The organism is Erythrobacter sp. THAF29 (genome assembly GCF_009363635.1).
GTDB lineage: Bacteria > Pseudomonadota > Alphaproteobacteria > Sphingomonadales > Sphingomonadaceae > Erythrobacter.
The window spans coordinates 2,006,955-2,020,230 of record NZ_CP045392.1 but is presented as its reverse complement, the minus strand read 5'-3'; the positions used below and the strand labels follow the sequence as shown (position 1 = coordinate 2,020,230).

Below are 13,276 nucleotides of genomic sequence, written 5' to 3'. Positions count from 1 at the left end.
AGTACAAACATCGCAAGCTCATATTCGTCAAGCGCGCATATGGGAAAGCCGCACATGGCGAGCGAGGTTGAGCGCTCACGCGTTCGCCCTTATTGGCCGAAAGATGCAAATATGGGTTGGCCTTGGAAATCCCGGTCCGCGCTACGCGATGCACCGGCACAATATCGGCTTTATGGCGGTAGACGTCATCGCCGAGATGCATGGCTTTGGCGCGGTTCAGAAGAAGTTCTCCGGCTGGGTGCAGGAAGGCAGGATCGGATCGGAGAAAATCCTTCTGCTGAAGCCGGCGACGTTTATGAATGAGAGCGGCCGCAGCGTCGGCGAGGCTCTGCGCTTCTACAAGCTCGGCACCGATGCACTCACCGTATTCCATGACGAACTCGATCTCGCCCCGTTCAAGGTCAAGGTGAAGCACGGCGGTGGCCATGCCGGGCACAACGGGCTGCGATCGATAGACCGGCATGTAGGCCCCGATTTCCGGCGCGTTCGCATAGGGATCGGCCATCCGGGTCATAAGGATCGGGTGAACGGCCACGTGCTCGGCAACTACCCAAAGAGCGAGGAGGACATTCTCGTCCAGATGCTCGGCGCAATCGGCGCGGAGGCCGAATGGCTCGCCAAGGGAGACGATCCGCGCTTCATGAGCAATGTCGCGCTGAGGCTGCAGGAGTGAGTAATGCGCTGGATACGTCGACGTTGACGCGCTCCACCCTGCTTTCGCTCATTGGCGGACAGGCAATAGCTTTTTTCGGGACAGGACTGGCCTTCTGGTGGCTCGCAGGACGTGAGATCGGTGCATTTCTCGTGTTCAGCTCGGACGGCATCCTGATCGGCGTCGCGCTCGGCGCTGGCCTTTCAGCCATCGCGGCGATCGGGTTTTTCGGCTGGCAGCATCTGACCGATCGCCTGGTACGACTCCAGGCCGAAGGATACGGAATCTTCAACACGCGGCTCAATTTGCCGACCATTATCGCCATTTCGTTATGCGCTGGTATTGGTGAGGAGGCGCTGTTCAGAGGCGGTATGCAAACCTTCCTCGGCGACTACACTGGCCCATGGGTCGCAATCGCGATCAGTTCCGCACTCTTCGCCGCGCTGCACCTACCGAAGCCGATCATTGCCGTCCTCGTATTTTCGATCGGGGCGCTTTTCGGCATAGTATACTGGCTGACCAACAGCCTGCTTGGCGTGATGGTCGGGCACGCCCTCTACGATATCTTTGCGCTATGGTATGTGCAAAAGCGAGTGATCGAATTGGGGATCAACGGACAGGATGGAGAGCCGGAAAATGACTGACATCAACCGCCGCACATTGTTGGCCGGTGCTGCAGCAACGGGCGCGCTCGCCGCGACCGCCAAAATCTCCGCACAGGACGTGTTCGCCCCCGCCCCCGACCTTTCCGGCAAGAGCATCCTCATCACCGGTTGCTCAACCGGTTTTGGCAGGCTTTCGGCGGAGCATTTCGCCCGCGGCGGTGCGCGGGTCTTTGCCACCATGCGCAACACGCCCCGGGCCGAGGCCGAGGAGCTGATCCAGCTCGCCGACGACGAGGGCCTCGACCTCCATGTAATCGAAATCGACGTGATGTCGGATGAGCTCGTCGCCACAGGTGTTGCCGAGGCAGAGCGGATCAATGGCTGCCCGATTGATGTGCTCATCAACAATGCGGGCATATCCTATGGCGGACCGATCGAAATCCAGGATATGGAAGCCACACGCCACACCTTCGACACCAACGTATTCGGGCCGCAACGGCTGATCCGCGCGGTCCTGCCAGGGATGAGGAAGGCGAAGTCTGGCCTCATCATCAATGTCTCGTCTCAACTCGGCCGCGTGATCGCACCATCCTACGGCATGTATTCTCCGAGCAAATTCGCGCTCGAAGCCTTGAGCGAAGGCCTCGCCTATGAGCTCGTGCCGCACGGCGTGGACGTGACAATCATCGAACCGGGCGGGTACCCGACGATGATCTGGTCCAATGCCAACAAGAACAGTCTTGCATTGCTCGCCCGATCGGAAGGTACCCATACCGATGGGTATCCGGCTCTCGTTGCCAGACTGGGCCAGCGCACAGGGGGCGGTTCGACCGATCCGATGGACGTGCCGCGCGCCATGGCGGAGGTCATCGCGATGCCTGCGGGCACAAGGCCGCTGCGCCGTCCGGTACACCCCGGCCCCAAACCGCAGACACCAATCAACGAGCTCACGGCCCGGGTTCAGGTGGAGTGGCTCGGCGCATCGCCATTCGGGCCGTGGGTCAAGGCAGTTCACGGCGCGTGAGCGCAAGGCTGGCATTTCCCTTCGGCGCGCGGTAAGGGCGCGCCAAATCACACTTTAGAAAGCAATCACCCATGGGTTTCCGTTGCGGGATCGTGGGCCTGCCCAATGTCGGCAAGTCCACCCTTTTCAATGCTCTCACCGAAACGCAGGCTGCGCAGGCCGCGAACTACCCGTTCTGCACGATCGAACCGAATGTCGGGCAGGTAGCTGTGCCGGACGAGCGGCTGGACAAGATCGCCGCCATCGCGGGCAGCGCGAAAATCGTTCCGACGCAGCTCGCTTTCGTCGACATTGCCGGCCTCGTGAAAGGCGCGAGCAAGGGCGAAGGCCTTGGCAACCAGTTCCTCGGCAACATCCGCGAGGTCGATGCAATTGTCCACGTGCTGCGCTGTTTCGAGGATGACGATATCCAGCACGTCGCCAACAAGGTCGATCCGATTGCCGATGCCGAGGTGGTCGAAACCGAGCTGATGCTCGCCGATCTCGAAAGCCTCGAAAAGCGCGTTCCCAATGCGCAGAAGCGCGCGACCGGCGGCGACAAGGAAGCCAAGATCATGGCGAGCGTTCTGGGTCAGGCGCTCGACCTGCTCAGGGAAGGCAAACCTGCGCGCCTCACCGAGCCCAAGGACGATGAAGAGGCGCGGGTATTCCGCCAGGCGCAGCTGTTGACGGCAAAGCCTGTGCTTTATGTGTGCAATGTCGCCGAGGAAGACGCAGCCGAGGGCAACGAGCTATCGGCCAAGGTATTCGAGAAAGCGAAGGCGGAAGGTGCGGAGGCGGTCGTGGTCTCCGCTGCAATCGAGGCCGAGCTCGTCGCGATGCCGCCCGAGGACCGCGCCGAATACCTCGCAGAGCTCGGGCTTACCGAAAGCGGCCTCGCCCGCGTGATCCGCGCGGGATACAAGCTGCTCGGCCTCAAGACGTTCTTCACCGCCGGCCCGAAGGAGGCGCGCGCCTGGACATTCCCGGACGGCGCCAAGGCTCCGCAGGCGGCAGGCGAAATCCACACCGATTTTGAAAAAGGGTTTATCCGCGCTGAAACAATATCCTACGAGGATTACATCGCGCTTGGCGGTGAGGCGGCAGCGCGCGAAGCTGGCAAACTGCGGCAGGAAGGCAAGGAATACGTCGTTCAGGATGGCGACGTGATGCTGTTCAAGTTCAACGTCTGAGAGAGCTGGACCCGACCGCTTGATTCATACCCCATAGGGGTATATCCCGTCCGCGTTATGGACAAGGCCGCCCAGCTCTATCGCATGGTCACAGACGATCAAGTGTGCCCCTATGGCATAAAGGCAAAGCACCTGCTGGAAAGCCGTGGGTACAAGGTGGAGGATCATCCCCTCGCCTCGCGCGACGAAACCGATGCCTTCAAGGCACAGCACGGCGTGGATACGACCCCGCAGGTTTTCATCGATGGCAAGCGAGTTGGCGGTTACGATTCGCTGCGCGAGCTCTTCGGGATCGCAAGAGAAAAAGGTGGCAAAAGCTACCGCCCGGTTCTCGCAGTGTTCGCGGTCGCCCTGGCTCTCTCGGTTTCGGTCTCTTTGGGCATGCTGGGGAGCTTGGGCGTCCGCACCATCGAGTGGTTCGTCGCATTTTCCATGGCGATGCTCGCCATGCTCAAACTGCAGGATGTCGAGCAGTTTTCGAGCATGTTTATCGGCTACGACCTGCTCGGGCGGCGCTATGTGCCATACGCCTATGCCTATCCCTACCTCGAAGCGCTCGCTGCGGTGCTGATGGCCGGGCGCGTCCTGCCGTGGATCTCGATCCCCGTCGCGCTCTTCATCGGGACGGTCGGCGCGGTGAGCGTGTTCTACGCAGTCTATATCCAGAAACGCGAGCTCAAATGCGCCTGCGTCGGCGGGAGCGGCGATGTGCCGCTGGGGTTCATTTCGCTCAGCGAGAACCTCGCGATGATCGGGATGGCGCTGTGGATGGTGTTGCAGTTTTAGATTTAAGGAACCACATCTACGCCAAGCGAACAATTCAAGATGCAATAAGTGTGATCGCTTCTCGAACCTCGTAAATAGCCCAAACGAAAAGTCCTAAAGAGCCAACGGCTGTCAAAAACGCAAGTGCATGACAGCCAGTCTTGAGTACACTGTACGCGCCCTCCTCTCGGCTGTCATGTTCGGCAAATGTATGACCAACCGTCATTAGGTTCGTGAAATACGCAAACATCATCGCGATGACGCTGGCTGCAACACCCCAACCGAGTAAAACTAGCGGAAAGCTCAAAGCGACCAATACGGACGACAGATTGATCTCATTCTGGTTTGCGATGGAACCGATGAAAGCCAAAAGTGCGACCGCTGCACCACCATTTATAACGAGCAGCGACCGCAGCGCCGCGTTCGATGACTCAATCGTCTTCTCGTTAACGCTTTTCGCAAATTCGAAATCGTCATCACCTGCCATTGGTTTCCCCTCAATGCCTCCCGAACAGCTTCTCGACGTCTTCCATGCTCAGCTTCACCCAGGTGGGCCGTCCGTGATTGCATTGGCCTGAGCGCGGGGTTGCTTCCATCTCGCGCAGCAGCGCGTTCATCTCGGCCACCGATAGCACCCGCCCTGCCCTGACCGATCCGTGGCAGGCCATCGTTGCAAGGACATATTCGAGCTTTTCGGAGAGCAGCAGCGCGCCCGATTCCTCGTTCTTGCCGTGCTTAGCGATGTCGTCGGCAAGATCATGCAGGAGCTTGGTGGTATCGGCCTTGGCAATGGCAGCGGGTACGGCGCGCACCAGCATCGCCGCCGGGCCGAACCGTTCGATCACCAGCCCGTAGCGCGCAAGACCCTCCGCCGCATCCTCGAGCCGGTCGCAATCGGCCTCGTCCATTTCTACGACGTCGGGGACGAGCAGCGCCTGCGAACGCTGCGCCGCCTCCCCCGCCCCTGCGGATTTCAGACGTTCGAGCACGAGCCTCTCGTGCGCTGCATGCTGGTCGACAAGCACCAGCCCATCTTCGCTCTCGGCGACGATGTAGGTATTCGCAACCTGCCCGCGCGCAATGCCGAGCGGATAGTCTTTTGCCTCCTCGGTCATCGGTGAGGCTTCCTCGGCACGTCCCGTGGGGAGAGCTTCGGGCTGCTGCGGCGTCCATTCGGGACGAGGTTCAGACACGCGGGTTTGAGGTGCGTTCCAGTCGCGGCCCTCGAAGATCGAGCGCAGTGCCGGTGCCTCATCGCGAACGGGCTCCTGCTGCCAGCGCTCCATCGCCTTGCGGTCCGGACCCTGTGCGCTCCGCCTATCGCCTGTCGCGAGCGCCTGCCTCAGTCCGGAAACGATGAAACCGCGCACTCCGTTTGCATCGCGGAAACGCACCTCGGTCTTTGCCGGATGAACATTAACATCAACGTCTTGCGGCGAGATGTCGAGAAACAGCGCGAGCACCGCATGGCGATCGCGTGCAAGCATGTCGGAGTACGCACCGCGCACCGCTCCTGTCAGCAGCCGGTCCTTCACCGGACGGCCATTCACGAACAGATACTGATGATCGGCCACACCGCGATTAAAGGTCGGAAGGCCAGCAATACCCGTCAGCCGCATCGCGCCATGCGGCGTCTCGCGCGACAAGTTTATCTCGACCGCATTGTCCTTGAGTTCCCGCGCTATGATCTGTGAAACGCGTGTCGCGAGAGGCTCGTCCATCTGCGTGGTCAGAGCCTTGCGGGTCTTGCCCTCCGCCCCGTTCTCGAGCGTGAAGGCGATCTCCGGCCTGGCCATGGCGAGGCGGCGCACTATATCGAGGCAAGCGATGTATTCGCTGCGCGGCGTGCGCAGGAATTTCCTGCGGGCAGGCACTTTGGCGAACAGGTTTTCGACCCTTACGCGGGTGCCCGGAGGAAGCGCGGCAGGGCCTTCTTCGACGAGTTCGCCGTGATCGACGACCATGCGCCAACCATCATCGACACCGCGCACCCGGCTCTCGATCGTGATCCGCGCTACGCTGGCGATCGAGGGGAGCGCCTCGCCGCGAAAGCCGAGCGTTGCGACCATCTCGATCGCGTCGTCGGGAAGTTTGGAAGTGGCATGGCGTTCGAGCGCGAGAGCCATGTCGGAGCGGCTCATGCCGCAGCCGTCATCGGTGACCTCGAAACGCGTCAATCCGCCATCGTTCAACGCTACGGCGATTCGGGTCGAACCGGCGTCGATCGCGTTCTCGACCAGCTCCTTGAGCGCGGACGCGGGGCGTTCGACCACCTCTCCGGCGGCGATCCGGTTCACCAGATCGCTTGGCAGGCGGCGAATGCGGGGGTGGTTTTCGGGCATTTGTCGCACGCTACAGGTCATACGCCGCAAATTCGAGGGTAACCGGGCAATTTGGTAATGCCGATCAACAATTATTTTGGCCTTTTGGCGATGGATTCGCTACGCGCATCGGGTCATGTCAAAACGGGGTCAAACGGCTTGCGAGACGTTCGCAAGTCCACACCCCGACATCCATGGATTAAAACGATAAAATGAGCTTCTTCTCAAATCTCTTTAAGTTCGGTTCCCAGAACATGGCGATCGATCTCGGCACCGCCAACACGCTCGTCTACGTGCAGGACCAGGGCATTATCCTGAACGAGCCTTCGGTGGTAGCGATCGAGACGATCAACGGCATCAAGCGGGTGAAGGCCGTAGGCGACGATGCTAAAATGATGATGGGTAAGACACCGGACACGATCGAGGCCATTCGACCGCTGCGTGACGGGGTCATCGCCGATATCGAAATCGCCGAAGAGATGATCAAGCACTTCATCCGCAAGGTCCACGGCAAACGTAATCTGCTGCGCTACCCCGAGATCGTGATCTGCGTCCCCTCGGGCTCGACCTCGGTCGAAAAGCGCGCGATCCGCGATGCGGCCTCGAATGCGGGTGCTTCGGAAGTTCACTTGATCCTGGAACCGATGGCAGCGGCCATTGGCGCGGATATGCCGGTTACCGAGCCGGTGGGCAGCATGGTCGTCGACATCGGCGGCGGCACGACCGAAGTTGCGGTGCTTTCGCTGCGCGGCCTTGCTTACACCACCTCGGTCCGTACGGGCGGCGACAAGATGGACGAGGCGATCGTTTCCTATGTCCGCCGACATCACAACCTGCTCATCGGGGACAGCACTGCCGAGCGGATCAAGAAAGACTACGGTATCGCTGTGGTGCCGGAAGACGGCGTAGGCGAGACTATCACCCTCAAAGGCCGCGATTTGGTGAACGGTGTGCCTAAGGAAATCACGATCAACCAGGCACACGTCGCCGAAGCTCTGAACGAACCGATCGGCGCAATCGTCGAAGGTGTTCGCATCGCGCTTGAAAACACGGCGCCGGAGCTCGCCGCCGATATCGTCGACCAGGGCATCGTGCTGACCGGCGGCGGCGCGCTCATCCGCCGTCTCGACGAGCATTTGCGCGAAGAAACCGGCCTGCCGGTCTCGATCGCCGAAGATCCGCTCACCTGCGTCGCCATCGGCACAGGCCGGGCCATGGAAGATCCGATCTATCGCGGCGTCTTGATGAGCGCATAACAGTAGCCGCTCCGGGGCAAATCGCGGAGCGGAAAAGAAGGGAATCGCGGACATGGCGCCGCCGTCATCGCGCCGAACATCGGGTTTTTCGAAGAAGGCCCAATACTCGGTCTTCACCGGATACCTGCTGGCAGCGCTGGGCGCGTTGCTGGGCCTCGCCCTGCTCGCTCTCTCATTGTGGCAACCCTCCGCCCTCGCCCCGTTACGCGGCGGCGCGCAAGATGCAGTTGCCCCGGTCGGCGAAGGCACCGCCGCCGTCCGCAGCACATCGGTCAGCTTCTGGGATTCCATCGGCGGCTATATCCAGGCCGGATCGCAGAATGCAGCGTTGCGCAAAGAGGTCGAGATCGCGCGCATCCGGCTCAAGGAAGCAGAAGCGATCAAGCAGGAAAACGAGCGGCTGAAATCGCTCTTGGCCTTGTCCGAAAGCGAGATCGAGCCTGTAGCCGTCGCACGGCTAGTCGGCTCGAGTTCGACCAGCAGCCGTCGCTTTGCCTATATCGCTCGGGGCAGGAACGACGGCATAGAAGTCGGCATGCCCGTCCGCTCACCGCGGGGAGTAATCGGGCGCGTGCTGGAAGTTGCTCGCGGGTCTTCGCGCATCCTGCTGCTTACCGATACGGAAAGCGTGCTGCCGGTGCGCCGGTCGAGCGACGAGACTGTCGCCTTTGCCGAAGGGCGTGGGGATGGATTGCTGCGTATTCGCCTGATCAATCTCGGTCTCAACCCGCTTGAAGTCGGGGATGTTTTCGTCACCAGCGGTGCAGGAGGATATTATCGTCCGGGCGTCGCAGTCGCGGTCCTGAGCGAGCTGACTGCCGATGGCGGCATCGCCCGCCTAATCGCCGATCCGTCAGCAACCGATTTCGTGTCGGTAGAACCCATATACGTGCCCGAAGCGGTCGAGGCTGCGAGCATTCCCGCGACACGGGAGCTGAACGACGCAGAGCTCGAAAATTGAACGACCGCCTTTCCTCTGCACGTCCACGTCGCCGGGTGACCTCTTATGGCACTGGGATCAACCGCGTAGAATCCCCGCTCCGTGCGCAGACCGTCCCGTACATTTCGATACTGCTCGGCTCTTTCCTCCCGACTTTCCTCCTGGCCGACGTGATGCCGCTCTTGCCGCCTATCGGCTTTATGATGCTTCTTGGATGGAGGATCATGCGCCCCGGCTTCCTTCCTCTCTGGGTGGGTGTACCACTTGGAGCGTTCGACGATCTATTCAGCGGCCAACCCTTCGGCAGCGGAATATTGCTATTTTCGGTCGCGATGATCACGCTCGAGCTGATTGAGACGCGGTTCCCCTGGAGAGGATTCTGGCAGGACTGGTTCACCGCAGGTTTTGCGCTCGTACTCTATATACTAAGCGCAATGGTGGTTTCCGGCGCTAGTTTGACAATACATCTGTTCCTTGCAGCAATCCCGCAGATCCTGCTGGCTGTGCTGCTTTATCCTGTTATGTCGCGCATGATCGCGTGGCTCGATCGCTATCGCCTGGCCCGCGCGCGGAGGCTGGGATGATGGCGTTGTTCGGAAAAAAGAAGGGTGTTCGCAAGTCCGGCCCGGTGATCAATGCCTCCATGCTGCGGCACACTTTCGACCGGCGCAGCGTTGTCATAGGTTCGATCCAAGGCGGTATCGGTGTTCTGCTGGCTGTCCGCATGGGCTACATCGCGATTGCCGAGAATGAGAAGTATAGGCTCGAATCCGAAAGCAACCGCGTCAACCTGACGCTCATCCCACCTCGCCGGGGATGGATTCTCGATCGCAACGGAGCGCCGCTCGCTTCGAACCGCGCCGACTTCCGCGTCGATATCATTCCAGAGAGGTTGGAAGATCCTGACGCGACAATCGACCAGATCGGCGAGCTCCTCGAACTCGATGAAACGCGCATCCTCGATCTCAAGCGCGAGGTCGAGATCTCAGGCGGTTACCAACCTATCGAGGTCGCGAGCGGCCTCGATTACGAACAGTTCGCCTCCTTGAGTGTGCGCCTGCCCGATCTGCAAGGGGTTGTCCCACAGCGCGGTTTTTCGCGTTTTTACCCGACCGGATCGAGCGTCGGTCATCTGATCGGTTATGTCGGGCCTGCGAATGCCGAAGAATATGCCGAGGAGGACCGCAACCCATTGCTCGTCACGCCCGGCTACAAGATCGGCAAGGACGGGCTCGAGAAGCAGTTCGAGAAAGAGCTACGCGGTGTACCTGGGGCGCGAAGGGTCGAGGTCACGGCCGGCGGACGGATCATTCGCGATCTCGAAACCCGCGAGGATATCCAGGGCAACCCGGTCCAGCTGACCATTGACGGGCCTTTGCAGGACTTTGCCGCGCGCCGGATCGGGCTCGAAAGCGGTTCGGTCGTCGTGATGGATTGCGACACCGGCGATCTTCTCTGCATGGCATCCATGCCGAGCTTCGATCCCAACAGTTTTTCAGACGGTATCGGCAGCGTTGAATACGCGATGTTGCGCGAAAACGAGCGCGTTCCTTTGCGCAACAAGGTGCTCCAGGGCCTCTACCCGCCAGGTTCAACGGTCAAACCGATGCATTGCATGGCGTTTCTCAAGGAGGGGATCGATCCGAACGAAACGATAATCTGCGGCGGCGGTCGCAGGATTGGCAATCGATTCTTCAATTGCTGGAACAATCACGGCGTCGTCGACATGGCGAAGGCGATCTACCAGTCGTGCGACAGTTACTTCTACCATTTCGCGCAGCAGGTCGGGTTCGACAAAGTTGCGGCGATGGCGAAGGATCTCGGCTTGGGCAAACAGTACCCCCTTCCTGTAACGACCCAGTTCTTCGGAACGGTCCCAACGCCGGATTGGAAGCTGGAAAAATTCGGTCGCGAATGGCAGCCCTACGACACGGTCAACGCCTCCATCGGACAGGGATACTACCTCACCAGCCCGCTGCAACTTGCTGTGATGAGCACCCGGCTTGCAACCGGCAAAAGGCTGAACCCGCGTCTCGTTATGGACGGACCGGTGAAAGAACCGCCCAGCTACAATTTTGCAGATGAGCAGATCAACTACATCCGGCAGGCCATGAGCGACGTGGTCAATGGCCCCGGCACCGCTGGTCGCGGTCGGCTGCCGCTCGATGATGTGCAGATGGCAGGCAAGACCGGCACTGCTCAGGTCGTTTCTCTCAGGTTCTCGGACGGGCGCAGCGGACCGTGGAAGTATCGCGATCACGGCCTGTTCGTATTCTTCGCCCCGGTCGATAAGCCCAAATATGCAGGCGCAGTCGTGATTGAACACGGGGGCGGATCGGGTGCTGCCTATCCGATTGCACGCGATGTCATGACTTTCATGTTCGATCCGGCGAAAGGGCTCGAAGCGCTGACCGCGCTCGAAAAGCAGTGGGGCGGTACCGCACAGGAACGCCTCGAAGCTCAGTATGCCGCCTACGCCGCCAAGCGCGGAGCCGATGTCCCGCCCCAGCCCCGCCGAGACGAAGAGATTTTCGATCTGGTCGAAGCGGAAGCGCGCCTCGATGCGAACCGCACCCAGGAGGCCGGCGACGATTTCGTCGCACCCCGCCCCGATCCGGTCGCATCAGGTTCCCCGGTCCAGAGCACGGATAACGCGCGGTGAGAACAGTAATTCCCGAGCCCATCGCGAGGCAGCCGTGGGGGATGCTGATCCCGCTCTTCCTGCTTGTCGCGTTCGGAGCGGCAGTGCTTTATTCTGCAGCAGGCGGATCAATGCAGCCGTTCGCCGCATCGCACCTGCTCCGCTTCGGGGTTTTCCTCGTCATGGCGTCCGTCATCGCCTCTTTGCCGCGCGAATTGGTGAAGTTCCTGACCTATCCGGCCTACGCCGTCGTGCTCATCCTCCTCGTCGCGGTAGAAATCATCGGGCAGGTCGGAGGCGGTAGCCAGCGCTGGCTCGACCTCGGATTCATGGTGCTCCAGCCGTCCGAGTTGATGAAGCCGGTCATCGTGGTGACGCTTGCGCATTTCTATTCGACGCTACCGGTCGGCCTCATTGCGACATGGCGCGCGCTCGTATTGCCAGGCGCTATGATCGGGGCTCCGGTCGCACTTGTCCTCTTGCAGCCGGATCTCGGTACATCGCTTGCGATCGCATTTGGCGGCGGGGTCGTGATGCTGCTCGCGGGTCTTCCACTCAGGTGGTTCGTGACCGGAGGAGCGATTGCCGCCGCCGCGACGCCGCTGGTCTATTTCTTCGGCCTGCAACCGTATCAGCAACGCCGGGTGATGACGATGTTCAATCCCGAAGCGGATCCTCTGGGCGCGGGATATCACATCACCCAATCGAAGATCGCAATTGGATCGGGCGGCATATTCGGAAAAGGCTTCAACAACGGCTCGCAGAGCCACCTTCAATACCTGCCGGAACCGCACACCGACTTCGTTTTCGCGACGATGGCGGAGGAATGGGGTCTGATAGGCGGACTATTCGTCATCGTCATTTTCGCCGTGATACTGCGGTGGGGCTGGAACGTCGCCCGAGCTTCGCGCGATCGCTTCGCCACTTTGGTCGCAGCAGGAATGGTCGCGACGATCTTTTTCTACATTGCGGTCAACTTGCTGATGGTCATGGGCATGGCGCCAGTTGTTGGCATCCCGCTGCCATTCATGAGCCATGGCGGTTCCTCGATGATGACCAACATGATCTGCATCGGCGCTCTAATGATGGTCAATCGATGGAACAGGGAAGCGCCGCGTGGCGGGCTTTCCGGATAAAGTTCAGGCAGTGACCAGCCCGAGCTTGAGTGCCTTTACCACCGCTCCAACCCGGTCATTGGCATCGAGTTTCGCGTAAATCCGCTTGGCGTAAGTCTTTACCGTATCGGGTGAGAGACCGAGTATGTCCGCAATGACCGAAAGAGATTTGCCCTTCACGATCCAGCTCAGCACCTCAAGTTCGCGCCGGGACAGTTCGATCGGCTCTCTCTCCGCTTCGAGGAGGACGCACACGCGCTGATGAGCGGCCTGCGAAATCATCCGCACATTGCCAATGATCGTTTTGTCGACTTCTTCCAGCGGACGATCGAAATCGATCGAGGCATAGGCGTTTCGGCTGCGCGGTCCGAAGAGCGGTAGGCCGAAGCCATGAACAAGGCCGAACTCCTTCATGGCGGCAAAGTATTCTTCGTTGTCGGGCGTGTTTGGAGCGATGGTCTGGGCGTCTTTCCAAGTCAACAATCGCCCATGCGCCATCGTCCGCGGAGGGATTGGATCCTTTTTCCGGAAATCCGATTCTTCGTAGATCTTGATCCATTCCGGATCGAAACCGTGTGCGTGAACAACCGTTCTTTCGGAATTCTGTCGTTGGAAAAGTGGAGTAAAATGATAGCTTTGGCGAATAGCGCCCAAGTCTTCACATACGCCAACGGCGTACCAAAGCACCTCGCCTAGGTCCTCAATCGATTCAATAGTCTCGAAATGCTGTTGCATCGAACACCTTGATTACCACGAGGTCACCCGATTGGGCGACTTTCCGTTTA

13 protein-coding genes are annotated in these 13,276 nt (G+C 60.2%); 10 read left to right on the top strand and 3 right to left on the bottom strand.

The window, feature by feature from the left end:
• The first annotated feature begins 103 nt into the window (after nucleotides 1-103).
• The 5 genes from pth (at nucleotide 104) to FIU90_RS09735 (ending at nucleotide 4,239) form a co-directional block, all read left to right on the top strand.
• Nucleotides 104-673 (top strand): aminoacyl-tRNA hydrolase, encoded by a 570-nt coding sequence (gene pth / locus FIU90_RS09755; protein ID WP_152434570.1) that lies wholly within the window; start codon nucleotides 104-106, stop codon nucleotides 671-673.
• Nucleotides 670-1,296, top strand: coding sequence for a CPBP family intramembrane glutamic endopeptidase (locus tag FIU90_RS09750; RefSeq protein WP_234029483.1), 627 nt, complete (start codon nucleotides 670-672; stop codon nucleotides 1,294-1,296). The genes pth and FIU90_RS09750 overlap by 4 nt, the downstream gene beginning before the upstream one ends.
• Nucleotides 1,289-2,281: an SDR family oxidoreductase gene (locus tag FIU90_RS09745; RefSeq protein WP_152434568.1), complete on the top strand. Its 993-nt coding sequence runs from the start codon at nucleotides 1,289-1,291 to the stop codon at nucleotides 2,279-2,281. The genes FIU90_RS09750 and FIU90_RS09745 overlap by 8 nt, the downstream gene beginning before the upstream one ends.
• 71 nt (nucleotides 2,282-2,352) lie before the next feature.
• On the top strand, nucleotides 2,353-3,453 hold the full coding sequence (ychF, locus tag FIU90_RS09740) for a redox-regulated ATPase YchF (protein ID WP_152434567.1): 1,101 nt from the start codon (nucleotides 2,353-2,355) through the stop codon (nucleotides 3,451-3,453).
• A gap of 57 nt (nucleotides 3,454-3,510) precedes the next feature.
• Complete coding sequence (locus tag FIU90_RS09735; protein ID WP_152434566.1) at nucleotides 3,511-4,239, top strand: MauE/DoxX family redox-associated membrane protein; 729 nt, start codon at nucleotides 3,511-3,513, stop codon at nucleotides 4,237-4,239.
• Between the two features lie 34 nt (nucleotides 4,240-4,273).
• Here FIU90_RS09735 and FIU90_RS09730 read toward each other — a convergent pair whose 3' ends face one another.
• Nucleotides 4,274-4,705 (bottom strand): hypothetical protein, encoded by a 432-nt coding sequence (locus tag FIU90_RS09730; protein ID WP_152434565.1) that lies wholly within the window; start codon nucleotides 4,703-4,705, stop codon nucleotides 4,274-4,276.
• 10 nt (nucleotides 4,706-4,715) lie between these two features.
• Nucleotides 4,716-6,560 carry a DNA mismatch repair endonuclease MutL gene (gene mutL / locus FIU90_RS09725; protein ID WP_152434564.1) on the bottom strand — a complete coding sequence of 615 codons (1,845 nt, stop codon included), beginning with the start codon at nucleotides 6,558-6,560 and terminating at the stop codon, nucleotides 4,716-4,718.
• A gap of 191 nt (nucleotides 6,561-6,751) precedes the next feature.
• On the opposite strand from mutL, the gene FIU90_RS09720 reads away from it, so the two are divergent.
• From FIU90_RS09720 to rodA, 5 genes are read left to right on the top strand one after another with little or no spacing between them, the layout of a single operon-like run.
• Nucleotides 6,752-7,795, top strand: a complete 1,044-nt coding sequence (locus FIU90_RS09720; protein ID WP_152434563.1) for a rod shape-determining protein — start codon at nucleotides 6,752-6,754, stop codon at nucleotides 7,793-7,795.
• A 52-nt stretch (nucleotides 7,796-7,847) separates the two neighbouring features.
• Nucleotides 7,848-8,756, top strand: coding sequence for a rod shape-determining protein MreC (mreC, locus tag FIU90_RS09715; protein WP_152434562.1), 909 nt, complete (start codon nucleotides 7,848-7,850; stop codon nucleotides 8,754-8,756).
• Nucleotides 8,753-9,319, top strand: coding sequence for a rod shape-determining protein MreD (locus FIU90_RS09710; protein WP_234029482.1), 567 nt, complete (start codon nucleotides 8,753-8,755; stop codon nucleotides 9,317-9,319). The genes mreC and FIU90_RS09710 overlap by 4 nt, the downstream gene beginning before the upstream one ends.
• Nucleotides 9,319-11,397: a penicillin-binding protein 2 gene (mrdA, locus tag FIU90_RS09705; RefSeq protein WP_152435790.1), complete on the top strand. Its 2,079-nt coding sequence runs from the start codon at nucleotides 9,319-9,321 to the stop codon at nucleotides 11,395-11,397. The genes FIU90_RS09710 and mrdA overlap by 1 nt, the downstream gene beginning before the upstream one ends.
• A 41-nt stretch (nucleotides 11,398-11,438) precedes the next feature.
• Nucleotides 11,439-12,512 carry a rod shape-determining protein RodA gene (gene rodA, locus FIU90_RS09700; protein ID WP_152434561.1) on the top strand — a complete coding sequence of 358 codons (1,074 nt, stop codon included), beginning with the start codon at nucleotides 11,439-11,441 and terminating at the stop codon, nucleotides 12,510-12,512.
• A 3-nt stretch (nucleotides 12,513-12,515) separates the two neighbouring features.
• Here rodA and FIU90_RS09695 read toward each other — a convergent pair whose 3' ends face one another.
• Complete coding sequence (locus FIU90_RS09695) at nucleotides 12,516-13,226, bottom strand: LuxR family transcriptional regulator (RefSeq protein WP_152434560.1); 711 nt, start codon at nucleotides 13,224-13,226, stop codon at nucleotides 12,516-12,518.
• Between the last annotated feature and the right edge of the window lie 50 nt (nucleotides 13,227-13,276).

What these genes read in the sequence shown, in the direction of transcription:
- rodA (WP_152434561.1), top strand. Translation starts at nt 11,439, where the DNA reads ATGCTGATCCCGCTCTTCCTGCTTGTCGCGTTCGGAGCGGCAGTGCTT.
- ychF (WP_152434567.1), top strand. Translation starts at nt 2,353, where the DNA reads ATGGGTTTCCGTTGCGGGATCGTGGGCCTGCCCAATGTCGGCAAGTCC.
- FIU90_RS09695 (WP_152434560.1), bottom strand. Translation starts at nt 13,226, where the DNA reads ATGCAACAGCATTTCGAGACTATTGAATCGATTGAGGACCTAGGCGAG.
- mutL (WP_152434564.1), bottom strand. Translation starts at nt 6,560, where the DNA reads ATGCCCGAAAACCACCCCCGCATTCGCCGCCTGCCAAGCGATCTGGTG.
- pth (WP_152434570.1), top strand. Translation starts at nt 104, where the DNA reads ATGCAAATATGGGTTGGCCTTGGAAATCCCGGTCCGCGCTACGCGATG.
- mrdA (WP_152435790.1), top strand. Translation starts at nt 9,319, where the DNA reads ATGGCGTTGTTCGGAAAAAAGAAGGGTGTTCGCAAGTCCGGCCCGGTG.
- FIU90_RS09735 (WP_152434566.1), top strand. Translation starts at nt 3,511, where the DNA reads ATGGACAAGGCCGCCCAGCTCTATCGCATGGTCACAGACGATCAAGTG.
- FIU90_RS09745 (WP_152434568.1), top strand. Translation starts at nt 1,289, where the DNA reads ATGACTGACATCAACCGCCGCACATTGTTGGCCGGTGCTGCAGCAACG.
- FIU90_RS09720 (WP_152434563.1), top strand. Translation starts at nt 6,752, where the DNA reads ATGAGCTTCTTCTCAAATCTCTTTAAGTTCGGTTCCCAGAACATGGCG.
- mreC (WP_152434562.1), top strand. Translation starts at nt 7,848, where the DNA reads ATGGCGCCGCCGTCATCGCGCCGAACATCGGGTTTTTCGAAGAAGGCC.
- FIU90_RS09730 (WP_152434565.1), bottom strand. Translation starts at nt 4,705, where the DNA reads ATGGCAGGTGATGACGATTTCGAATTTGCGAAAAGCGTTAACGAGAAG.